The 22,857-nt window shown below is 46.8% G+C and carries 22 protein-coding genes and 1 tRNA gene; 10 read left to right on the plus strand and 13 right to left on the minus strand.

Going from position 1 to position 22,857, the window contains the following annotated elements:
• Window positions 1–312: 312 nt before the first annotated feature.
• From L5L94_RS16600 to L5L94_RS16620, 5 genes are all read right to left on the minus strand, one after another.
• Window positions 313–777: an NlpC/P60 family protein gene (locus L5L94_RS16600; RefSeq protein ID WP_105250911.1), complete on the minus strand. Its 465-nt coding sequence runs from the start codon at window positions 775–777 to the stop codon at window positions 313–315.
• Window positions 778–912: 135 nt separating this feature from the next.
• The gene (locus L5L94_RS16605; RefSeq protein ID WP_263164146.1) at window positions 913–1,650 is read right to left on the minus strand and encodes a sulfite exporter TauE/SafE family protein; all 738 of its coding nucleotides are present in this window, start codon (window positions 1,648–1,650) and stop codon (window positions 913–915) included.
• Window positions 1,651–1,884: 234 nt separating this feature from the next.
• The gene (locus tag L5L94_RS16610; protein ID WP_173497262.1) at window positions 1,885–3,129 is read right to left on the minus strand and encodes an MFS transporter; all 1,245 of its coding nucleotides are present in this window, start codon (window positions 3,127–3,129) and stop codon (window positions 1,885–1,887) included.
• Window positions 3,130–3,236: 107 nt separating this feature from the next.
• Window positions 3,237–3,968: a LytR/AlgR family response regulator transcription factor gene (locus L5L94_RS16615; RefSeq protein WP_105250908.1), complete on the minus strand. Its 732-nt coding sequence runs from the start codon at window positions 3,966–3,968 to the stop codon at window positions 3,237–3,239.
• Complete coding sequence (locus L5L94_RS16620) at window positions 3,962–5,635, minus strand: sensor histidine kinase (RefSeq protein WP_317629650.1); 1,674 nt, start codon at window positions 5,633–5,635, stop codon at window positions 3,962–3,964. The genes L5L94_RS16615 and L5L94_RS16620 overlap by 7 nt, the downstream gene beginning before the upstream one ends.
• Window positions 5,636–6,046: 411 nt before the next feature.
• Between L5L94_RS16620 and L5L94_RS16625 the strand changes: the two genes are divergently transcribed.
• From L5L94_RS16625 to L5L94_RS16645, 5 genes are all read left to right on the plus strand, one after another.
• Window positions 6,047–6,970: a pirin family protein gene (locus L5L94_RS16625; protein WP_198573897.1), complete on the plus strand. Its 924-nt coding sequence runs from the start codon at window positions 6,047–6,049 to the stop codon at window positions 6,968–6,970.
• 298 nt (window positions 6,971–7,268) lie between these two features.
• Window positions 7,269–8,315 (plus strand): PAS domain-containing sensor histidine kinase, encoded by a 1,047-nt coding sequence (locus L5L94_RS16630; RefSeq protein WP_263164148.1) that lies wholly within the window; start codon window positions 7,269–7,271, stop codon window positions 8,313–8,315.
• Entirely contained in the window at window positions 8,316–8,999 is a 684-nt protein-coding gene (locus tag L5L94_RS16635) for a response regulator transcription factor (RefSeq protein WP_131524531.1), read from the plus strand.
• A 32-nt stretch (window positions 9,000–9,031) separates the two neighbouring features.
• Window positions 9,032–9,733 carry a potassium channel family protein gene (locus L5L94_RS16640; RefSeq protein ID WP_105250904.1) on the plus strand — a complete coding sequence of 234 codons (702 nt, stop codon included), beginning with the start codon at window positions 9,032–9,034 and terminating at the stop codon, window positions 9,731–9,733.
• A 1-nt stretch (window position 9,734) separates the two neighbouring features.
• Window positions 9,735–11,099, plus strand: a complete 1,365-nt coding sequence (locus tag L5L94_RS16645) for a TrkH family potassium uptake protein (protein ID WP_263164149.1) — start codon at window positions 9,735–9,737, stop codon at window positions 11,097–11,099.
• 784 nt (window positions 11,100–11,883) lie between these two features.
• Here L5L94_RS16645 and L5L94_RS16650 read toward each other — a convergent pair.
• On the minus strand, window positions 11,884–12,261 hold the full coding sequence (locus L5L94_RS16650; RefSeq protein WP_169546904.1) for an SMI1/KNR4 family protein: 378 nt from the start codon (window positions 12,259–12,261) through the stop codon (window positions 11,884–11,886).
• Window positions 12,262–12,566: 305 nt separating this feature from the next.
• On the opposite strand from L5L94_RS16650, the gene L5L94_RS16655 reads away from it, so the two are divergent.
• A complete protein-coding gene (locus L5L94_RS16655) occupies window positions 12,567–12,815 on the plus strand; it encodes a hypothetical protein (RefSeq protein WP_263164151.1) in 249 nt (82 codons plus the stop codon).
• 68 nt (window positions 12,816–12,883) lie between these two features.
• Here the strand turns inward: L5L94_RS16655 and L5L94_RS16660 are convergent, their stop codons facing one another.
• From L5L94_RS16660 to L5L94_RS16675, 4 genes are all read right to left on the minus strand, one after another.
• Complete coding sequence (locus L5L94_RS16660; RefSeq protein WP_263164153.1) at window positions 12,884–14,068, minus strand: NAD(P)/FAD-dependent oxidoreductase; 1,185 nt, start codon at window positions 14,066–14,068, stop codon at window positions 12,884–12,886.
• 362 nt (window positions 14,069–14,430) lie between these two features.
• Complete coding sequence (gpsA, locus tag L5L94_RS16665) at window positions 14,431–15,447, minus strand: NAD(P)H-dependent glycerol-3-phosphate dehydrogenase (RefSeq protein WP_105250843.1); 1,017 nt, start codon at window positions 15,445–15,447, stop codon at window positions 14,431–14,433.
• 4 nt (window positions 15,448–15,451) lie between these two features.
• The gene (gene secB, locus L5L94_RS16670) at window positions 15,452–15,937 is read right to left on the minus strand and encodes a protein-export chaperone SecB (protein ID WP_006083777.1); all 486 of its coding nucleotides are present in this window, start codon (window positions 15,935–15,937) and stop codon (window positions 15,452–15,454) included.
• A gap of 295 nt (window positions 15,938–16,232) precedes the next feature.
• Window positions 16,233–16,667 (minus strand): rhodanese-like domain-containing protein, encoded by a 435-nt coding sequence (locus tag L5L94_RS16675; RefSeq protein WP_263164163.1) that lies wholly within the window; start codon window positions 16,665–16,667, stop codon window positions 16,233–16,235.
• Window positions 16,668–16,934: 267 nt separating this feature from the next.
• Between L5L94_RS16675 and gpmM the strand changes: the two genes are divergently transcribed.
• Genes gpmM through L5L94_RS16695 form a run of 4 tightly spaced genes read left to right on the plus strand, consistent with a single transcriptional unit; the run spans window position 16,935 to window position 21,629 of the window.
• Window positions 16,935–18,479 carry a 2,3-bisphosphoglycerate-independent phosphoglycerate mutase gene (gene gpmM / locus L5L94_RS16680; RefSeq protein ID WP_105250842.1) on the plus strand — a complete coding sequence of 515 codons (1,545 nt, stop codon included), beginning with the start codon at window positions 16,935–16,937 and terminating at the stop codon, window positions 18,477–18,479.
• A 10-nt stretch (window positions 18,480–18,489) separates the two neighbouring features.
• A complete protein-coding gene (locus tag L5L94_RS16685) occupies window positions 18,490–19,623 on the plus strand; it encodes a murein hydrolase activator EnvC family protein (RefSeq protein WP_113941204.1) in 1,134 nt (377 codons plus the stop codon).
• A gap of 32 nt (window positions 19,624–19,655) precedes the next feature.
• Entirely contained in the window at window positions 19,656–20,864 is a 1,209-nt protein-coding gene (locus L5L94_RS16690) for a S41 family peptidase (RefSeq protein ID WP_113941203.1), read from the plus strand.
• 9 nt (window positions 20,865–20,873) lie between these two features.
• A complete protein-coding gene (locus L5L94_RS16695; protein ID WP_105250839.1) occupies window positions 20,874–21,629 on the plus strand; it encodes a divergent polysaccharide deacetylase family protein in 756 nt (251 codons plus the stop codon).
• Here the strand turns inward: L5L94_RS16695 and L5L94_RS16700 are convergent.
• From L5L94_RS16700 to L5L94_RS16710, 3 genes are all read right to left on the minus strand, one after another.
• Window positions 21,604–22,059: an Rrf2 family transcriptional regulator gene (locus tag L5L94_RS16700; RefSeq protein WP_105250838.1), complete on the minus strand. Its 456-nt coding sequence runs from the start codon at window positions 22,057–22,059 to the stop codon at window positions 21,604–21,606. The two genes, L5L94_RS16695 and L5L94_RS16700, sit on opposite strands and share 26 nt — an antisense overlap.
• Before the next feature lie 22 nt (window positions 22,060–22,081).
• Window positions 22,082–22,336, minus strand: a complete 255-nt coding sequence (locus L5L94_RS16705; RefSeq protein WP_173242460.1) for a YkgJ family cysteine cluster protein — start codon at window positions 22,334–22,336, stop codon at window positions 22,082–22,084.
• Window positions 22,337–22,671: 335 nt separating this feature from the next.
• Window positions 22,672–22,748: transfer RNA gene (locus L5L94_RS16710), tRNA-Asp, on the minus strand.
• Window positions 22,749–22,857: the final 109 nt, after the last annotated feature.

The raw sequence follows: 22,857 nt of genomic DNA on the forward strand, positions 1-22,857 counted from the left end.
TCCCCAGTGATGTTGAAATGAAACATGCCGAAGTGAAAATTGTCGACATCAAGCATGGAAGAAGCCGCTACAGCTTCGACCTTAAGCCGCAGCTAAAATAGCACAAATGCCTAGCCAATGGAGCGACTAAAACGTGATGAGGTTCGCGCAACACCGTTTAAACACTCGGAATTTAAAAATTGTTCATTGATGACAAACGTCTTCCCCAAAGCAAAGCAGCATTGGGCCGATAAAAACATGCCATAAAGGGAGATTGGCTCAGGCACTCTCACTGCAAGTTGAGCCATTCAAAAGATAAAAACGATCAAAGGGCTAAATCCGCCGTGCATTCCAATACTTAGACGCCCAATAACTGTTATGCAGGCTCGAAATCTTCACCCCTTGGCTAGTGGAAACATGTAGAAAATTATCGCCTCCTACATAAATGCCGACATGGTGTGTGCTCCAGCCCGTCTTGAAAAATACCAAGTCACCCTTGCGCAGTTGATTTCTCGGCACGGGTTTACCTAAGGCTTGTTGCTCTTCGACTGTGCGCGGTAAGGTCATACCCAACATCTTCTGATAGGCGACAGACACAAAGGCCGAGCAATCTATGCCCCGCTTAGTGCCACCGCCAAGGCGATAAGGTACTCCACGCCACTCAGAATGCAGTTCGGAGATATTGCTATCATTCCAAACTGTGGCGGGTTCAACTTGCTTTACCACAGGCTTAGGTTCTGGCGCGCTAGCACAAGCGCCAAGGCCTAAGGCTAAGATAACTATCAGTAATCGTTTCATAGCTTCAAACTCATTGCAGGCAGGTTTCACAGTAACGTAATTTTGAGTTTTTATCAGGTAAATTCAGGCGGCTGGGGATCAAAACGCCCCAACACCCGCGCACTCTAGCAGACTAATATAACCTAAAGCTTAAAACTATAACGCCGTCCACAATAAACGCACACCCACCAGCACCATTAAAATCAAGATGATGCGTTTAAATAACCTATCGTCAATTTTATCTTGAATGAACAAACCTAACTTTACCCCTAACCATGCCAGCGGCACCAATAACAGAGAAACGATAATATTCTCTTGGTTGATCTGCCCAAGCAAACTGTAAGGAACAAGTTTAACCAGATTCACCACCGCAAAAAACACCACGGCAGTGGCTAAAAACTCCGTCTTAGCTAAACGCAATGGCAACAAATAAGCGTTGAGTGGCGGCCCGCCCGCATGGGCAACAAAGCTCGTAAATCCGGCGGTTAAGCCACACAAGCGCCCAACCAAAGGTGAAGGTAATGCTTGAGTTTTATCCCCAAGGATCAAACCATACAAACCAAAACCTAAGGACACACAGCCTAGAATCACCCGTAAGTAATCTTCGTTTAATCGATCGAACAACAGATAAGCGATAAAAATTCCCACAACCGCCGCGGGTAATAGTATCCATAAATGACGCGGATTATGTTGCCCCCACCAGGAACGTACACTTAAAAAATCCATATAAATCAGCAGTGGTAACATGACTGCCGCCGCTGTAGCAGGGCTAATTGCCAGCGCCAATAGCGGGACAGTTAACCCGCCCACGCCACCCGCAAAACCGGATTTAGAAATCCCAGTAATCAATACTGCGGGTATCGCCACCAACCAAAAAAGAGGGTCCGTTAACATCAACACATCCTGAATAACGCTTTAAGGTTATCAAGTTACCTGTTGTTGGTGTGATAAAAAAGAGGCAGCACAGAGCTAACATCAAAAGTGCAATCACATAGATAAGTCAGCGAGCCTTAAATGAATAACAACCTCGCCCATAAAACACGGGATAAAAAGTAAAAAATCCGCAGCCATTTGGCTGCGGATTTTTTATGTTAGCTTTTAGCTAAAGAGGAAAAGCTTAGCTTACGCCTATGCAGATTCGGCCGTCATATTCACTAAGCGAGGCGTACTCTTAGTCGCTTTCTTAGCTGACGCAGGGGTTTTGGGCTCTGGCATACGAATGGTTAATGACATGACTAACGCCACCACCAGTAGCACTAAAATCACGTTAAAGGTTGCAATAAACCCACCAAATAACGAGGCGACAATCGAACCGATAATACTGCCGATACCGAAACCTAAGTAGATAACGCCATAGTTTTTAGTCAGGTTATTCAGGCCGAAGAAGTCGCTCACCAATGATGGATAAACAGTGATAGTACCGCCAAAACTAAAGGCAACGCAGGCAACCGCAACGAAGAACAGGTTAGCATTCAAAGGAATGAACAACAGTAACACCATACCGACTAAAGTGATGATCTGCGCCAGTGAAATAACCCGAATGCGGGGGATTTTGTCCGACAGAATACCCAGCACTAAACGACCACTGAGGTTCGCCATAGCAATCACAGCAACAGCATTGGCGGCGACCAGTACAGGCAAGTCGACCATCTTCTCACCGATATCTTTAGCCACACCAATCACATACAAACCACTCATACAGGCCGACAGGAACATCAGCGCCAGCATCCAGTATTGCGGCTTACGCATGGCTTCAGCGAGGGTGAAGTCGCGGCTTTCGGCCTGCTGACTTGCGGCTGATTGTGCAGGCGCATCTTTCATCAACATACCGCCACACAAGACCAACGCCATGGCGATAAGGCCCCACAGTTGGAAGGTGGTTTCAAGGCCAGTGTTTTCGAGTAACAGCACGTTAATGTATTTAAATCCGAGGCTACCTAGACCATAAGCGCCAATCGCTAACGCCGAAATCAGCCCTTTGCGTTCGGGGAACCACTTCACGCAGTTAGACAAGGTCATCAAGTAGCCAGTGCCATCGGCAAAGCCCACTAAAATCCCTGCGCACAGGTAAAGCATCATCAAGTTACTGGCTTGGGCAGTGAGTAAGAAGCCAACGCCGAGTAACAGGCCTGCGCCTAAGGTGACATTACGTACGCCAAAGCGTTCCTGTAATTTGCCCGCCATGGAAGATGCCACGGCCAAAGACAAACTCAGCAAACCAAACACAAATGCCACTTGGCTGACGGGTTCGTCGAGCTTAACGGCCAACTGCGCATTAAACAGGCTCCAAGTGTAGACTGAGCCGAGTGCGAACTGGGTGATAATAGTACCAACTAAGGTCAAGTACCGAGTACGGTTCATCTCTTTAGTCATGATGCATCTCGCTTTAGGGGATCAGGAATTGAGTCCACTATAAGAGAGATGCGATTCGCGCCGATCAATTAAGGCATGAAATACAGATCTGCAGGAATGAATGACAATTACAGCCTCATCAGCTGTCGAAAAGCCTTAATATTACTACGGCTAACGGGCACCTCGAACGACAAATCATGCAACCTAATCAGGTAAGTACTGTTGAACCAAGGCACGATTTCGCGGATCTTGTTGATATTGACGCAATAGGAACGGTGACAGCGGAAAAAGCCCTCGGCGGGCAAACGACTCACAAACTCGCTGATGGTCATCTGCATCACATAACGGTCGGTGCGGGTGTACACATAAGTGAGTTTTTCATCGGCCTCGGCATAATAAATTTGCTCACAGGGCGTGACGATAATCCGCTCACCTTTGACTAAATTCACGGTTCGACTGGTGTTACTCGCGGCCTCATGCTGCGGCTTTGGTGCTTGCCGCCCCACCTGTTCAATCTTCTGCAATAAGCTGATAATCCGCGGTTCATTGTAGGGCTTGAGAATATAATCGAAGGCTTCGAGCTCAAACGCTTCTACTGCAAATTCTTTATAGGCAGTAACAAACACCACATGGGGAGGATGGGTCGATTTATGCAGATTCTTCGCCAACAAAAGGCCATCGATGGACGGTATTTGGATATCCAAAAACACCACATCGACCTCGTGATCCTGCAAATATTTAAAGGCCTCTAAGCCATCCTCGAAGCTAGCCACTATGTCTATCTCACTGTGGCTCTTCACTAAATACTCTAGCTCCTCACGGGCAAGATATTCATCTTCAACTATGATGGCTTTTAACATACTTGCTCCTCATTTTCCGGTAAGTAAAAACTGACTTCAGTCCCCGGTTCGAGCCGTTTAAGCTGCAAACCTTCGCCGTACAATAACTTCACTCTCTGGTGCACATTCATCAGCCCAATACTGCTACTTTCTACACGGCCAGCAGCTACGCCATCAATCACCTCTTGGCGGATCCCATAACCAGTATCGCGTACGGCGACGCGAATGCCTGCATCGAGTTTTTTCACTTCTATCGTCACTCTACCCGGTGCACTGCGCGGCTGAATGCCGTGCAAAATCGCGTTTTCCACCAGCGGCTGTAACAAGAGGCAAGGTACACAAAAATGCACATCGTCGACATCGAAGATCACTTCAAGCTTGTCGCCAAAGCGCGCCTGCTCAATCGCCACATAATCACGGACTTGTTTCACTTCTTCTTGAATATCAATCAGCTCATCGCCTTTAGCCAAGTTATAGCGCAGATAATCGGCCAGATTAGCAATCAACTGTCGCGCCTGCTGTGGCCGAATACGGATCAAAGAAGAAATCGCATTGAGGGCATTAAATAAAAAGTGCGGGTTAATCTTGCTCTGCAACGCCGTAAACTCCGCCTTGCGGGTCATCTCTTGCAGTTGCTCGATACGCGATACTTCCATCTGGGTCGAAATCAGCTGCGACAAACCCACGGCCATCTCCCGCAACGAGCTAGTGATACGATAGGTATTGCGATAGTAAATCTTCAGCGTGCCACTCACAGTGCCGTTTTCGCGCAGCGGGATTATGATGACCGAATGAAAATCCGATAAATGATATTGGCGTAAGTCGTTGTTAATAATGTTTTGATCTTGCTCTATCGCCCTTTGAGTCATTTCGCTAATCGCTTGATGACCATCGACCTCGTAGTAATCTTTGCCAATGCCCATATAAGCTAATACATCGCGAGTATCGGTAATCGCCACGGCATCGGCATGGATTTCATTACGGATCACAGCGCACACTTGCTCTAAGGCATGGCGATCAATCTTGCGGAAAAAGGGTAAGGTTTTATTAGCAATATCCAGCGCGAGCTTAGCCTGCTTGGCGGCAATCAACTCTTTCTCATCGTCGAGGTCCTGCACTAGCTTGATGATTAGCCCGATACACACAGTGCCCGCAATCATGGGATAGGCAATGTGATTCACAATATCGACGCCCACCTCGTGTGGCTCTGTCAGCAATAAAATCAACAACATGGTCAGTGTTTCGCACAACATGCCCGCCACAATGCCATAAATCCACAACTTAGATTTGGGGCATTTGTAATAAATCCACGTCGCCATAAGGCCGGCAATAATGCTGGCGATTAAACATGGAATAGAGGTATCACCATCCATATCAATCAGATATCTATGCAGCCCCGACAGCACGCCCGCAGGAATACCAACCCAAGGGCCAAATAGAATCCCGCCAGAAATAATCGCGATAATACGCACGTTTACCAGCGCGCCTTCGACCTCAATACCGGTATAGGTACTAAATACCGCAAATAGGCAAAAAATCGCCGCCACGGAGACCAGCTCTGCGGGGGTATGATTACGCTTTTGGAATAAACGCTGAAACGGTCGAGTGCGGGTTAAAAAGAACAAGGTCATCAGCATCAAGGCCGCCCGTTCAAACACCGCCAGTAACATCATTTGATTTTCGAGCACGCTTTCCCCTTTGCAGATCTGACGTAAGACATAAACGATAAAAATCACCGAGCCCCAAACTGGTCAAACACCCGTATTTAGGATCGAGTAAAACATCAAACGCTAATGCCCACATAAATACAGGCTTGCTAAAGTAAAGGACAGATAAAAGTCCCATTCACGCGGGCTCAGTCACATATTCACCTTTGGATTGGATTAACAAAGTCTATCCAAGGGCAAGTCAAACCGCACTGTTGCTGTGGCCATACCCTGCACCAATTTGCAAAATCCACCGGAATACCCGAAGCTAAAACCTTCGGCTCGAATGCAAGATGAGATCACCCCCATGCGAGATTCTAGGTTCACACTTAGCAGCACTGAACCGAGCCAAACTGAACTGAGCATGCCCTAGTAATGGAATAAGGAGCGAACATGAGTGAACTACAAGCACAGTTTTATGGTGGCCCTAAGGAATGTCCTATTGAAAATGGCCGCATTCAAGCTCAACGGATTGCCCCCAAAATCAGTGATGTCGGCGGCATACCTGTCGCACGGGCTATTCCACAAAAAGAGCGCCGCCTTATCGGCCCCTGGTGCTTTCTCGACCATATTGGCCCAATCACCGACGGCCCGCAGTTAAACGTCGGCCAACATCCACACATTGGATTGCAAACCTTTACTTGGATGCTCGAAGGCGAAATCATGCACAGGGACAGCCTAGGCAGTGCTCAAGTGATCCGCCCAAAACAAGTTAACCTGATGACAGCCGGACACGGCATAGCCCACACCGAAGAGTCGATAGCGGGCCATCACACTATGCACGCAGCCCAACTATGGATTGCCTTACCACTAGAGCACAAAGATACCACTCCGAGATTCGATCACTACCCAGAGCTACCGACTTGGCACGAGTCAGGCGTCGAATTCACCCTACTGATTGGCAGTTGGCATCATAAACAGGCGCCCACATTACACTTCTCACCTATCGTTGCCATAGATCTGTTTGCCGCCCATGACGCTGAACTCACTCTGAATCTCGACCCTAGTTTCGAATATGCCCTCATGCCACTGGAAGGCCGCTTCCAAATCGAGGATGACAGTTTTGATAATAACCACCTCGCCTACCTTGGCATGCTACGCGAAACCATCACCATAAAACTCGAGGCGGGTTGTCGCATACTGCTGATTGGCGGCGCGCCATTGGCTGATCCTGTCAGCATTTGGTGGAACTTTGTCGGCCATAGCAAAGATGAAATAGTCAAAGCACAGGCAGATTGGGAAGCCGAAGATCCCCGCTTCGCCGCCGTTACTGGCTATAGTGGCAAACGCTTAGTGCCCCCACCAATACCTTGGTGATGCTTAACTCAATGACGGGCAACTCAATGACAGGCAGGTAAATAATTCAGGGTTAGTGGTTGGATAGGCGCTTTGGCATCATACGTAATGGCCTGCGCAAGGGTTAAGGCTTACAACATGAGTGTATGCGGTAAGCCTTATCATTTAGCCAAAGTGTGATGTGAACAAGCTCGATTTGCCTAAGCTAAGTGCAAGCTAAGCCACTCACAAGGTTACAAATTTTACGGCATTTTTACGCGCTATCTTAAAATGCCTTTGCTAAAGTACAGGCACTTTCTTTATATGCGTCTTTCTATTCATGACTTCATCCATAGCGGCTCCCATGACACAATACTGGCGTTCGCACCCGACTTTATTTACCTTCATAGTGCTAGTGACGGCCATTTTCAGCAGCGCCTTTATCGATCACTTTTCAAACTCGACTATCGCCGTACTGCTGATTTTACAATTGGCCGTAGTGGCCGTAGCCCTACAATGCAACGCCAACTTAGCCTATTTTGCGGCAGTATTTGAGGCGACCAGCTTTAATTTTCTATTTACCACACCACGTTATTCACTCCAGATGTTTAATCTTGAGGACATTCTCAATCTCAGTGTGTTTCTGCTTGTCGCCCTCACCACCAGCAAATTAGCCGAACACTATCGACGCCAGCAAGATGCTCTCGAACAAGCTCAGTTACGCAACAGTATTTTGCTGTCGGTTTCCCACGATTTACGCACCCCACTCGCCACTATCATTGGCACGCTCACCACCCTAAAGGAATACATGCCTAAGCTCAGCCCAGACCAAAAGGATGAGTTGATTGATAGCGCGGCCGCCGAAAGCCATCGCCTGCACCAATATATCGAAAACCTATTACAGGCCACTAAGTTACAACACGGCGCACTCAAATTTAGCTTGAGTGAAGACGCAATAGTGAATGTATTGCACCAAGCTATTGCCCGTTTTCCAGCCACGCAGCCGCGCATTATCATCAAGAGTGACGCCGATCTACCGTCACTGATGATCTGCAGTTCATTGATTGAGCAAGCTATTTTTAATGTATTGGATAATGCGCTGCGCTATTCGCCTTCTGATAAGCAAGTCATAGTAAAGGCGTATCAGCAGGGCGATGCATTATTGTTAGATATCCAAGATGAGGGTCTTGGCATAGAACCCGCTCAAGCGCAGGCAATTTTTGAACTCTTTTATCGCCAGCATCCCTCAACCGATAGCGGCTCGGGCCTTGGGCTTGCTGTTGCTAAGGGCATAATTACCGCCCATGGTGGCCAGATCAGCGCCGAACCTGTCGCTCATGGCAGCCTTATTCGTATCGCATTGCCGATAAAAAAGGGAGAGGAATAAATGGCTTATAAGGTGCTGGTCGTCGATGACGAAGCGCAAATCCACACTTTTATGCGGATATCGTTAGAAGCGGAAGGATTCGAATATCATGGCGCCGCCTCGATTGCGTCAGCCCTAGCGCAATATCATGCGCAGCAGCCACACGTGTTAGTGCTCGATCTTGGCCTACCCGATGGTGATGGCATCAGCTTGCTGCAAACCCTACGTCAGAGTGACAAAGTGCCTGTGCTTATCTTAACCGCCCGCGATCAAGAGGAAGAAAAAATTCGTCTTTTGGAAGCAGGCGCCAATGACTATCTCAGCAAGCCATTTGGGATCAGGGAGTTAATCGCTCGCATCAAGGTTTTAGTCCGCGATTTAGTCGATGAACCGCCATTAAGTGATTTACTGCAGTTTGGCGCACTTAAGTTGCAAAAAAGTACCCACCAGCTTTGGCTCGATCAGCAAGAAATCGCCTTAACCAAAAAGGAGTTTGCCCTGATGGAGACCTTAATGTCTCACCCTGGTCAGCTCGTTAAACAAACTGAATTACTGCGGGATATTTGGGGTAAAACCCATCAAGAAGACAGTCATTATCTGCGGATCTTAGTCAGTCAGTTACGTAAAAAACTCAATGACAGCAGCGAGCAGCAGCTCATTAAGACAGAAGCGGGCCTAGGTTATCGCTTAACAAACAATAGATAAGCATTTGTTATAAAATAGAAAAGGATATTTTAATGGCACATTTTACCGTTATTGGCTTAGGGCGATTTGGTGTCGCCGCTAGCCTAGAATTGATCCACTTAGGCCACACGGTCACTGGCGTGGATAGTGACCCTAAAATGGTGGAAAAATACGTAGAAGACTTAACCGAAGCGGTTATTTGTGATTGTTCCGACGAAGCCGCACTACGTGAGCTAGACCTCGCAAACAGTGAAGCCGTTCTGGTCGCAATTGGCGAAGATATGCAATCAAGTTTGCTGTGCACCTTGGCACTGAAAAATCTGGGAGTAGAAGTCATTTGGGTCAAGGCCAGCACTAAAGCCCATCACACTATCGTCTCTAAACTCGGCGTCGCCCGCATCATACATCCAGAGGAAGAAATGGGCATACGTGTCGCCCAGTCACTCAACTATCCTATGGTGAACAATTTCCTGCCGATTGGTGATGGTCTCTATGTAGTCGAAATCCATATCAAGCCTCACCTTGATCAAACTACTGTCAGCCAACTCCTAGGCGCTGCACAGGATGATGTTAAAGATGATGCAAAAAGCAATGTGATACGCAATCCTAAAGGCAAAGTCGCCGCCATTATGGTTAAGCGGGATCTGACGGTTTTCAGCAAAATTGATAGTCAATTTATCCTGCAAACGAATGACGCCTTACTGCTCTGCGGTAGCCGTACTGAGCTCAAATACCTAGCGCCAAGGTTGGTGTAACTTGGTTCAATGGCATCCCTCCATCATGGCGATTGAGCATAAACCCAAGTCGACTAAAAAGCTGTTAGGCGCACCGCCCTTCATCCTAAGCGTGAGCTTTGCATTGTTGATCATCTTAGGCACTTGCTTACTCAAACTGCCCATAGCAACCGAATCGTCTATTACGTGGCTACAAAGTCTGTTCACGGCCACCTCGGCAGTAACAGTTACAGGGCTGGTTGTTGTCGATACTGGCACTGTTTTTACGCCCTTTGGGCAAATCGTCATAGCGCTGTTAATTCAATGCGGTGGACTTGGGCTGATGACCTTTGCCATTGTCACCTTGATCGCCATTGGCGGCAGAATTGGTTTTTTACACCAAACAGTCGCAAAAGAGGCTTTTAATCAAACAGATACATCTACTCTAGTGTCAACGGCAAAATCAGTGTTAGTGTTTTCCTTATTGGTTGAAGCCGTAGGCATGGCCATTCTTTCCGTGTACTGGAGTCAGGAACTCGGCTGGCAAACCAGCTTATTCCACGGTTTTTTCTACACCATCAGCGCTTTTAACAACGCAGGTTTTGCCCTCAGTGCCGACAGCCTAATGCCCTATGTTGCCGATCCTGTCATAAATCTCACCATCACGGGCCTGCTCATCATAGGTGGCCTTGGATTCTCGGTGTGGATAGATCTTCGTAGGAACAAACGTTGGTCAAAACTCAGCGTTTACAGCCGCATGATGATCACAGGCACTATAATTATCAACGCCGTCGCCGTAATTGCGATTTACTTTATTGAGTACAACAACCCCAATACCTTGGCGCCCTTAAGCGAACTCGGGAAATGGTTAGCCTCATGGTTTCAAGCCGTGACACCGCGCACCGCAGGCTTTAATACGCTAGCCATAGACCAACTCGAAGATGGTACAACGCTACTCATGCTGGTATTGATGTTTATTGGCGGCGGCTCATTAAGCACCGCCAGTGGTATTAAGGTGGTCACCTTTATGGTGCTCATCTTGGCTACTTATGGCTATTTACGCCGCGATGAAGCCATTTATGTGTTTAAGCGCGAGATCCCCAAAGATACCGTCAGCAAAGCCTTGGCGCTAACCATGATCTCCATTGGCGTCACTTGGCTAGCCATCTTCGCACTGGTATTAAGTGAAAACGCACCGTTAATTGATATCGTCTTTGAGGCCGTATCGGCACTGGGCACAGTCGGTTTGTCCCGCGGTTTGACAGGCAACTTAACCACTCTAGGCCAAGCCATCATCATTTTTATAATGTTCATGGGTCGCCTCGGCCCACTCGTACTCGCCTACTTCCTCGCCAGCCCAAGGACCAAGAAACTGCGCTACGCAGAAACTAAACTGGCGATTGGGTAAAGGTTATTGGTGTGTGATACAACAAATTTACAGACCATCAGAGGTTTGTAACGCTGAGCCTGCGAGGTAATTGAGTTGGCTCTGAAAGCGCTGAATTATAGGCGAGCCATGGTATTTGCTCGACGACACGCAGCTAGCCCATCCGTGGATGCTCGACCGCCCCGTCCATGGGGCGGACGGTCGTCTCGCTAATCACCATGGATCTCCTGTTTAACATCGGTGTAGCCTGTTTGTTTTAAAGAAGATATGTGACTCGTTTTTGGACAATTCCGAGTTAGACTTTTAGCTCGAATTAGTGAATTTCGAATTAAAATTTCTATGGGCTAACGCTTAACATATGGGGATTTTAGGAGCGCTTTTTCAGCGAGTAAAATTCCCACCATGATGTTTTTGTTATATGCGTGCAATTTACTACCTTTGTCGTTTTAATTTAGTATTAATTGATTTTGCGTTTAAGTCTAAATAAATAATAAGTAGATCCCAAGAAAGTCGCTAGAAATGCTAACCCGAGCCAGAAGGATAGCAAATAATAAAAAACTGTTGAGCCTCCATTATGAAGTGTAAATATGCCGCAATCATAACCACACGTTTCCATCCGATAATATGACCACAGAAATAATACAAAACAAAAAATAAAGGCAGATATTGCCAACTTTCTAAGTTTTATAACGTTCATTTAAAGTTACTAAATCCCTTTAAGCATATAACGCCGCCATAAAGGGCGAGCGAAGCGAGTCCAGCCCACGGCCTTTTGTGGGCGGTCTTTGATGGCCTGGTTATGTGATTACTCTTCATCGTATTCAAAATCTGAAGCCACCCATTCACTAAAACTGCTACAAACAAACTCACTTAACTCAGGGTCCATGCTTCCATGATCTATAAGAGCAACTTTCGGATCTTGATCACTAAGTTTAAGAATAAATGCCATACCACCGCCATCACTACCGATATTAATATAGTCTGGAGCGTATTCCTTTGTTTGATAGCACTCATTTCTCTCAATAAGCATATCTGGCAAATAAAGGTAAACATCTCCGTCCAGCTCTTTGTCGAAGGACAAAAGGAATTGTCGATAGGTTTTAGGTAGAGTGCACCCAAAATATTTTTCTACTTCGACTATATGATTCATAATATTTTCACATAACATTTTATTAGTGCGCATGCGCGTTTACCTCATTAGACCAGTAAAAACGCGCATCATTAACTGCTTGTATTGCAAAGAACTTATCAGCTTTTTATCTAATACACCATCCGGAAAAACGCGCAAACTAATGAGTTTAAAAACACTCAAAAGCATCTAAATTTAAATACGACTGTATACCCATATATTGTAATCGCTTTACGGTAGGGCCAAACATTGGGTAAATAGATGAGATTTTGTAGGGCAATTCATTCGTCAGTTTTCAATTCACTAAATGAATGCTAGCCAGCTTTGGGGCAAAAGCTTTTAGCCAGATGAACAGTTCAATGGTCGTAAAGATTGGCATTGTGGCAACTGTGACCGTTGGCGGCATGGATGCCGCCGTCGAGCCCTCAGGGATGAATTTATGGCGTGTCACAGGGGAAACAATAACAATTCATCCTGTACACCTGACGACAAACTTATCTAGTTTTGGGGTAATATCTTTTAGCCAGATGAACAGTTCAGTGGTCGTTAAGATTGCCACTGTTGCAATAGTGATCGCAATATACGATTCAGCCGTCTTGCTGATTTAGCTAGAAGATTGGCTTTGATGAGTTCAAACAGTCAGGGTTTTAAACTCATTACTCTTGCAAGTTAGAGACTAAACCGCTTGTCCTGCAGCCACGCCAGATGCCCAGGCCCATTGAAAATTAAACCCGCCTAACCAACCACTTACGTCCATGACTTCACCGATAAAGTAGAGTCCTGCGACTTTGCTGGCTTCCATGGTTTTAGATGACAATTCATTACTATCAATACCACCTAAGGTCACTTCGGCGGTGCGGTAGCCTTCGGTGCCATTCATCAATACTGTCCAGCGGTGGAGATCATCCACAAGTGTTGCACGCTCAGCGTGAACTAGCTGATTTAAGGCTTTATTCAACAGGGCTTCATCGAATAGTACTTCCACCAGCCGTTTAGGTAACCATTGGCTAAGTGTATTGCGCAGGCTTTGTTTTGGATGCGCAGTGAGCTGCTGCTCAAGCAATTGCGCCAAATCCATATTCGGCAAAAGATCGATTTCTATGGTTTCGCCCGCTTTCCAATAGTTGGAAATCTGCAAAATGGCAGGGCCAGATAAGCCGCGGTGGGTAAAGAGTAAGGCTTCGCTGAACACAGTGCCATCTTTAGCGGTAATGCGGCTCGGTACGGCAATGCCTGACAGAGGTTCGAAACGAATTTTATCTTCACTGTGCCATGTAAAAGGCACCAGACCCGCGTGAGTTGGCAATACTTTGAGGCCAAACTGCTCGGCCAGTTGATAACCGTAAGGCGTGGCGCCGAGTTTAGGCATGGATAAACCGCCCGTGGCGATAACCAGTGAGTCGCAGCTCAGTTCGCCGTTAGAGGTGTTGAGCTCAAAGCGCCCTGCCTCGGTCTTTTTAACGGCCAGAATATCGGTGCGCAGCTTAATGGTCACGCCTGCCCATTCACACTCGGTCAATAGCATAGTGACTATCTCTTTAGCCGAGTCATTGCAGAACAGTTGGCCGTGATCGCGCTCATGGTATTCAATGCCGTGGCGCTCGACCAGTTCAATAAACTGCTGCGACGGATAACGCGCGAGTGCCGATTTAACAAAGTGGGGATTGCCACAGAGGAAGTTAGCGGGCTCAACTTTAAGGTTGGTAAAGTTACAACGCCCGCCGCCGCTGATGAGGATTTTACGCCCAGCTTGCTTGGCATTGTCGAGTACGAGTACATCACGGCCTCGGTAACCCGCGGTCGCTGCACACATTAATCCCGCGGCGCCGGCTCCGATAATAATGACATCATGATGTTTCACGCTCTTACTCCACACAGATAAATTGATTGGTATTGTCTGCCAACGGGCAATTTGATGACTCGCGAACCTTTAGCAAGCAAGTCATGCAACAGCTAAACGGAGCAAAGATAAGCTCAAACGTTAGGTACAAATCCCCTCTTTCACCATCCCTGGCGACCGGGGATAAATACTTCCGTGTATAAATCCTCTCTTTCACCATCTGACCTCCAGGGATGGAGGGAATGCCCGTCTGATGTCGGGAACATCAAGGGCCCTGATGACCGGGGATACATCTTGCACACCAGAAGTCCGGGCACAAAAAAGGGCGCTATTTTAGCACCCTTTCCTTTATTCGGCATTACAGCATCATCACGGCTCGCGGTTTATTGCGTAGGCGTTTCTGATTTCTTTTCTCTGCTGAGCAGCTCTTTAGCAGCATCGACCGGCGCTTTGCCTTGATACAAGACTTGGTAAATCTGCTCAGTGATCGGCATTTCAACCCCGAGGCGTTTCGCAAGTGTAAACACTTCTTTGGTATTGCGATAACCTTCAACCACTTGGCCGATTTCAGCCTGTGCTGTCATCACATCACAACCTTTACCTAAGGCTAAACCGAAACGACGGTTACGGGATTGGTTGTCGGTACAGGTCAACACTAAGTCGCCTAACCCCGCCATGCCCATAAAAGTGGCCGCATTGGCACCTAAGGCTTCGCCTAAACGCGTCAATTCGACTAAACCACGGGTAATCAAGGCTGTTCTGGCATTGGCACCAAAGCCGATACCGTCGGACATGCCCGCGCCAATCGCGATCACGTTCTTTACCGCGCCGCCAAGTTGCAGTCCGGTAAAGTCGTCATTGGCGTAAACCCGCAAACGTTTAGGGCTATGTAACAGCTCAACGAGATCGTTAGTGAACGTAGGACAAGTGCCCGCAACTGAAATGGCCGTAGGTAAACCCATAGCTAATTCTTTCGCAAAGGTCGGCCCAGATAACACCGCCAGCGGATATTGCTCACCTAACACATCACGGGCCACATCTTGCAGCAAACGTCCGGTTTCAGGCTCGAGCCCTTTCGTTGCCCATACGATGCGCGCATCGCTACGGAGTAACGGTTTAGCTTGCTCAAGCACAGTACCAAACACATGGCTTGGTACGACCACTAACACATTGTTGCTGGCGGCTAAGGCTTTGGCTAAATCGGCTTCGATCTGTAAACAATCAGGAAACGCAATACCAGGCAAAAAAGCTTGGTTGCACTTGTCTTGAGCGAGCGTTTGCATGTGGACAGGATCGTGTCCCCATAACAAGGTCTTATGACCGTTGCTGGCTAAAGAAATGGCAAGGGCGGAGCCATAAGAGCCCGCCCCTAATACCGTGATATCGGCAGAGTTTTTCATGTAATTAAGCGTTAGCTTCTTCGGCAGCTGGTGCAGTCGCAGCAGCTTGACGTTGTTGCACGTATTGGGCAAACAGCGCGTCGAAGTTAACAGGTGCTAAGTTCAGTTGTGGGAAAGTACCACGACCAACTAAGCTGCCCACGGTTTCGCGAGCATATGGGAATAGGATGTTAGGGCAGTATGCACCTAATGAATGGGCCAGTTGTGGCTCAGTCAGACCCGTGATAGAGAAGATACCGGCTTGTTGTACTTCACATAGGAAAGCGGTATCGCCACCGTTTTGTGCAGTCACAGTTAAAGACAGGACAACTTCATACACATCATCAGCTAATTTAGCGCTGCGCGTGTCTAAATCTAACTTAACTTCTGGGTTCCATTCTTTTTGGAATACCGCTGGGCTGTTAGGCGTTTCGAAAGACACATCTTTAGTGTAAACACGTTGGATGTTGAATTGTGGGGCTTGTTGTTCGTTGTTTGCTACTTCAGCCATAATTTCCTACCTATCCTATCAATGTTGTATCGGCTTTTCGTTGAAAGCCAATTATTATTTGAAAGCCAATTACTATTTGAACGTAAATTGGCTCGGGGCTTATGTTACTCAAGGCCTATATCAGATCTCGGTATCATCCCAACTTGTACCCATATTCGGGTATCGATCGAACCAGTCTAAAAACTTACATTAAGCCCTTAGCGACCGTAGGATCAGTATGCCAAACAATGATGACTTTATTACTGCACTATCCTGTGGATGGAGTGCAGCTTAAATCATAACTGCCGCCGACAACTTATCTTTTGCTTTTTGAAACAGGCATATTTGCTGCCTGCCATTCACCCATACCACCTTTCAAGTTGTACAGGCTTTCAAAACCTTGCTTACTCAAAAGCTGAGCGGCTTGAGACGAGGTCATGCCAGCATTGCATACCAATATAATGGGACTGGCTTTATACTTTTCAAGGGCTGATATCTGATTATTTTTAATATCGGCGAGCGTAACGTTAAGTGCATCAACAATATGGCCCTTGCGGAACTCGTCATTCGAGCGCACATCAACCACTTTAGCATCCTGTCTATTCACCATAATCGTTAATTCTTGATGAGAAATACTTTTGATTTTTGACATGCTAGATTTGATGATACTCGCGACAAGCACAACAAATAATCCCACCCAAGCCAGACTGAGCATTGAGTGAGCTTTAAAAAATTCGATATATTCTTGCATGATGATTGCCCGCATAAATGGCGAAAATTCGATAAGGGCACAGAGTATACCGATTGCCTTGGCAGAATGCAGCAGTTTAGTCACAGTTCGAGATCGCACTTTTAGTACAATTGACTCTGTACTTGTCACAAGCCACTCACAGAATCGAGCGAATTAGTGATTCGATGACCTTAATCGGGGTAAAGCGCTTTTTCATACCCCGCTAACGTAGTAATATTTGACCAATTTCAGATTTCTATCGCTTCTATAAAACTTAAAGGTATCACTATGACGACAGCTAAACGTCCGCTCGCGTTGTTGATCCTCGATGGCTGGGGCTACCGTGAAAACACGCATAATAATGCGATTTTCCACGCCAAGACTCCGGTACTCGACCGTCTCAACGCTAAATATCCCCATAGTTTGATTTCAGGTTCTGGCTTAGATGTTGGCTTACCTGATGGCCAGATGGGAAATTCTGAAGTTGGCCATATTAACTTAGGCTCTGGCCGTGTGGTTTATCAAGAACTCACTCGTATCAGTAAAGCCATTGCAGATCATGAGTTTGAAAAAAATCCTGCGCTATGTGATGCGGTAGACTCAGCCATCAAAGCTGGCGGGGCTGTGCACATTATGGGCTTGCTTTCCCCCGGCGGCGTCCACAGCCATGAAGAGCATATCGAAGCTATGTGCCGTATGGCCGTTGCGCGCGGTGCAACTCAGGTTTATCTGCACGCTTTCCTCGACGGCCGCGATACGCCACCGCGCAGCGCTAAGGGTAGCTTGAGCCATTTTGATGATCTGTTTACTACATTAGGCCATGGCCGTATCGCATCGATTATTGGTCGTTACTTTGCTATGGACAGGGATAATCGTTGGGATCGCGTGTCGCAAGCCTACGATTTAATCACCCAAGGCAAGTCAAAATTCCAATACGACAATGCCGTTACAGCATTAGAAGCCGCTTACGAGCGTAACGAGAACGACGAATTCGTCTCTTCATCGGCGATCACAGATGCCAACGGTCAAGTTGCGACCTTAAAAGACGGCGATGCCCTGATTTTTATGAACTTCCGTGCAGACCGCGCCCGTCAAATCACCCGTAGCTTTATTCACCCAGACTTCGATGGTTTCGAACGCGCTGTAATGCCGAAAATGCACTTCGTCACTTTGACTGAGTATGCTGGCGACATCACAGCCCCTATCGCTTATCCATCTGAAAACTTAGTGAATACTTTAGGTGAAGTGCTGCAGAAACAAGGTCGTACTCAGCTGCGTATCTCTGAAACTGAGAAATACGCCCATGTGACTTTCTTCTTTAACGGCGGTAAAGAAGAGCCATTCGAGGGAGAAGATCGCATCCTAATCAACTCGCCTAAAGTGGCAACTTACGATCTACAGCCTGAGATGAGTTCAGCTGAGCTGACTGACAAGTTAGTTGCAGCAATTGAATCAACCAAGTACGACGTGATCATCTGTAACTACCCCAATGGTGACATGGTTGGCCACACAGGTAATTTCGATGCCGCCGTTAAAGCTTGTGAAGCTGTCGACGCTTGTATCGGCCGTGTGGTTGATGCGCTGGCGAAAGTAGGCGGAGAATGTATTATTACCGCCGACCACGGCAATGCCGAGCAAATGACCGACGAAACCACAGGTCAGGCTCACACGGCCCACACCAGTGAACTCGTGCCTTTCGTCTTTGTTGGACGCGATGCGACCATAGATGAAGGTGGTAAACTCAGCGATGTTGCACCAACCATCTTGACCTTGATCGGCGAAGCCATTCCAGCTGAGATGACGGGCAAACCCTTAATCCACATAAAAGAGTAACCGTTACCTAGTGAGCACTCGACTCCTTGTTAAAGCCAGCATTATTGCTGGCTTTATGATGTTATCTTTCTCGGCACACGCTTCTGATTTGGAGAAGCGTAAGTCCGAGTTAAAATCAATCCAAACGCAAATAAATCAACAACAAAGCGCATTAAAAACCACCAGTAAACAAAGAGAAAAACTGCTGTCATTGCTGCGTAGCGATGAAGAAGCGATTGCGTCAGCGGCCAAAAAAGTCAACAGCACCAAAAATAGCTTAGCGCAAATCGACACTAAACTTGCCGAGCTAAAACAACGTCAAGATGAGTTAGAAACGCTTAAGGTGACTCAACAACAAACACTGTCGAAACAGCTGTCGAGCGCCTATCTTGCCGGTAATCACGATTACACTAAGATGATGCTTAATCAGCAAAGTCCCGCCACTATCGAGCGTATGTTGGCTTATTACCAATACCTCAATAAAGCGCGGATGAAGTCGATCAACGAATTAAAGCAAACCTTGACCGAGCTAGATGAGATCAAGGTGTCGCAAACGAGTAAGCAAAAGCAATTAACCAAACTCGTGGCCGAACAACAAGTACAAGCTAAACGTTTGAGCCAAGAGCAAGATCAGCGTCAACTGACCATCAAAGAGCTGCAACGCACCTTAAATTCTAAGGGTGCAGAGCTTGAGCAGTTGCAAATTGAAGAGGCCAGCTTAAAGCGCGTCGTTGAACAAGCGCTCCGGGCCATGAAAGATAACCCCTCCATGGAAGGCTTTGGTAAACAAAGTGGAAAACTTAAATGGCCAACAAAAGGTCGTGTGAGTGCTAGCTTTGGTAGCCAACGTTCCGGTCAAGTAGTGTGGAAAGGCACTATGTTGTCTGCACCAGAAGGGCAAAATATTCGAGCTGTTTCAGGTGGTAAAGTCATTTATGCCGACTGGTTACGCGGTTTTGGTCTTGTTATGGTCATCGATCACGGTAAAGGTTATATGAGTCTTTACGGTCACGCTCAAACCCTACTAAAAAGCCCTGGTGAGATGGTAAAAAGCGGTGAAGCGATTGCTTTAGTCGGACGTTCAGGTGGACAGAGCGAGCCTGGCCTATACTTTGAAATAAGGCACAAAGGGCAAGCCGTCGATCCAGCGAAATACTGTCGCTAATCATAACGGTCCCCTTATCACAGGGGACCGTTATGAAATACATGATCCGCTATATCAGTTGCGTTGGATTAGGTCTCACTTTAGGCCTATCCATCAGCCTCTCCAGCCAAGAGAATGCTAAATCCTACCGCGACAACTTTGACTATCCATTACTACAAGATGTACTTGAAACGGTTGAAACTTACTATATCAAAACCGTTCCCAAAGAAGAGCTAGTGCAGGCCGCCATCAAAGGCATTTTTGAACATCTCGACCCCTATTCCAGCTTCTTGAATCATCAAGAATTACTCGATCTTAAAGATTCTAATCGCGGCGAGTATTTTGGTTTCGGTTTCGAAGTCGCGGCCCAAAAAGACCACATCAGCATCATAGCCCCCTTTGCCCATTCTCCCGCAGAGCAAGCGGGAATACGTGCGGGCGATATTATTATTAAACTTAACGACACCCTGGCGACTGAAACGAATCTAGCCGATATCCTTACTGAAATAAAAAAACATAGTCTCAATAATCAGAGTATTAACTTAGAGCTAAAACACAGTAATGACGATGCCACCTTTAAAGTGTCACTCAAGCCAAGCAATATCACTATAGAGTCTGTAAGTACTCAACTGCTTGATGGCAATATTGGCTATGTCAGATTAAGCAACTTCCAAGAAAACTCTACCGAAGATATGGTGCGCTCGCTCAGCCAATGGCAAAACAAACCACTCACAGGACTTATCTTAGATCTACGTAATAATCCCGGCGGCCTACTCGACCAAGCGGTTAAAATTGCGGATCTCTTTCTCGCCAAAGGACGCATAGTCTCAACCTCTGGCCGCTTCTTCGACGCCAACTCTGACTACTATGCCTCACCGCAAACCATGTTAACTAACGTGCCTATGCTAGTGTTAATCAACAAAGGCTCGGCCTCTGCATCCGAAGTTCTCGCCGCCGCATTACAAGAAAATGGTCGTGCTAAACTCTTAGGTGAAACCAGTTTTGGCAAAGGTACAGTACAAAGCCTGATCCCCATCTTAGAAGATGGTAACGCGATTAAACTCACAATTGCCCAGTACAATACTCCTAGAGGTGAAAACATTCACAACATAGGGATCATCCCCGACATAAAAATTGCCGCCGAAACTGGTTCCGGCGTTGGTAATTTAGCTATAATCGACGCCCTATCAGCCCATGCATCACTGGCCCAAGATCATCAAGTGACCTCTGCCATTGCATGGATACAGCACCATGACGAATAAGAAGAAATTGTGCGCTTACTTTATTCCTTGGCCCTATTGGCCCTAAGCATTTCTCAAAGCTATGCAGCCCAGCTTGCACTCATTATTGATGACATAGGTTATCGTCATACAGATAAAGCCGTGCTGGCACTGCCCAGTACAGTAACACTCTCAGTATTACCTCATACCCCACTTGGCAAAGAACTCGCTAACGCAGGACACCAAAAAGGCCACGAAATTATGCTACATCTTCCCATGCAGGCGCTTAATGGTAAGACATTAGGGCTGGGGGGGTTAACCAATACAATGACTGAGGCACAAATTCGCACCAGTGTTATTGATGCGATTAACAGCGTTCCCTTTGCCAAAGGTGCCAATAACCACATGGGGAGTCTATTAACTCAACTGGACGATCCCATGCTCTGGGTCATGGAAACACTCAAACAAAAGCAGCTGTATTTTGTCGATAGTATGACAACACGATTCACTAAGGCTGGGGATAACGCAGATAAGCTAGGCATTCCTTTACTAAAACGCCAACTGTTTCTAGACAATGATACTAGTGCCAATGCACTCGAGAGACAATTTAACTTAATGATAAGTCAGGCACATACCCAAGGTAGCTTGGTGGCGATTGCCCATCCTTATCCGGAAACTATGCGCTTCTTGGAGGCTAACCTACACAGACTTAAAACCGAGGGGATTGATCTGGTGCCAGCATCGAGTTTGCTCCCCATCGGTATTGCACTTAAAAGTGGTACTAATCCAGTTGCAGTACTGAAATAGAAAAGTCTGGCAGCAAGGCGACTAACTCATCACGGTTACTCACAATATCCAGCAAAGTATATTGATCCAGCACATTCAAATAAGCTTCAACAGCTTGGGCTAACACGCCTTTAAGCTTACAGGCTGGTGTAAATCGGCAGTAAGGTTTGCTGCAATCAATCGGTGCGAGTGAGTTTTCTAATACTCGAACTAACTGGCCTAGGTTAATCTCACTCGCAGGCTTACCCAAACGGAAACCACCCATCTTACCGCGGATGGTTTCAAGGTAACCCATCTTGCCTAAATGATGCACTATCTTAGAAACATGATTTGGTGACAGATCAAACACCTGCGTAATTTCAGCAATCCTAAATAAAGTTGTTCTATCTGGCTGAACCGCTAAATACATCAGGGTACGAACGCCAAAATCGGTATAACGAGTTAACTGCATATTTCACCTGTCAGCGATAAACTTAATGAGAGGTCTGAGATTCGAGTTGGGTAATCAACCAAAGCGCCTCTTCGTTCGAATGACCACAAACATCTTCAGATGCATCGAAATCACTACAAACCGCAGGACGATCAGGCGAGCCGAAAATCAAACATAAATTGGCATCGCTCAATTGCACACAACGCTCACCCGCCGCCTTACCCTTTGGCATACCCGGAATACTGCTGCTTATTGAAGGCGCAATACAACAAGCACCACACCCAAGACGACAATTCATTTTCGTTACTCATGAAAGACATAAGGCATTATACCGTTTAATTTGTCCGAGATCAGTGTCACAGGTCAATACTGCCAAGTCGCGCACAGGAGGTTTTCAGAACGTGAAAGAAACACTATCGATAAAGTGGAATAAAGATCGGCAAAAAAGTAGGTTTTGATTTTTAACATTGAAGCGAAAGCGTCATATTCTGATAAGGATTTCATCTACATGATGGCCGAGTATAAGGATAACCACATACTTCGAGCCCGAAGCATGTGCGTCACTGACACGAATTATCCGCGACGCCATAACGAAAAAAGCCTCATCTTTCGATGAGGCTTATCTCTTAATGTTGGCGGAGCGGACGGGACTCGAACCCGCGACCCCCGGCGTGACAGGCCGGTATTCTAACCAACTGAACTACCGCTCCTTTAGCTTAACGTCTACACGTTAACCTAAATTAGGCGCTTGGCGATGACCTACTCTCACATGGGGAGACCCCACACTACCATCGGCGCGTTTGCGTTTCACTTCTGAGT

The organism is Shewanella sp. SM21 (assembly GCF_025654335.1).
Lineage (GTDB): Bacteria > Pseudomonadota > Gammaproteobacteria > Enterobacterales > Shewanellaceae > Shewanella > Shewanella oncorhynchi.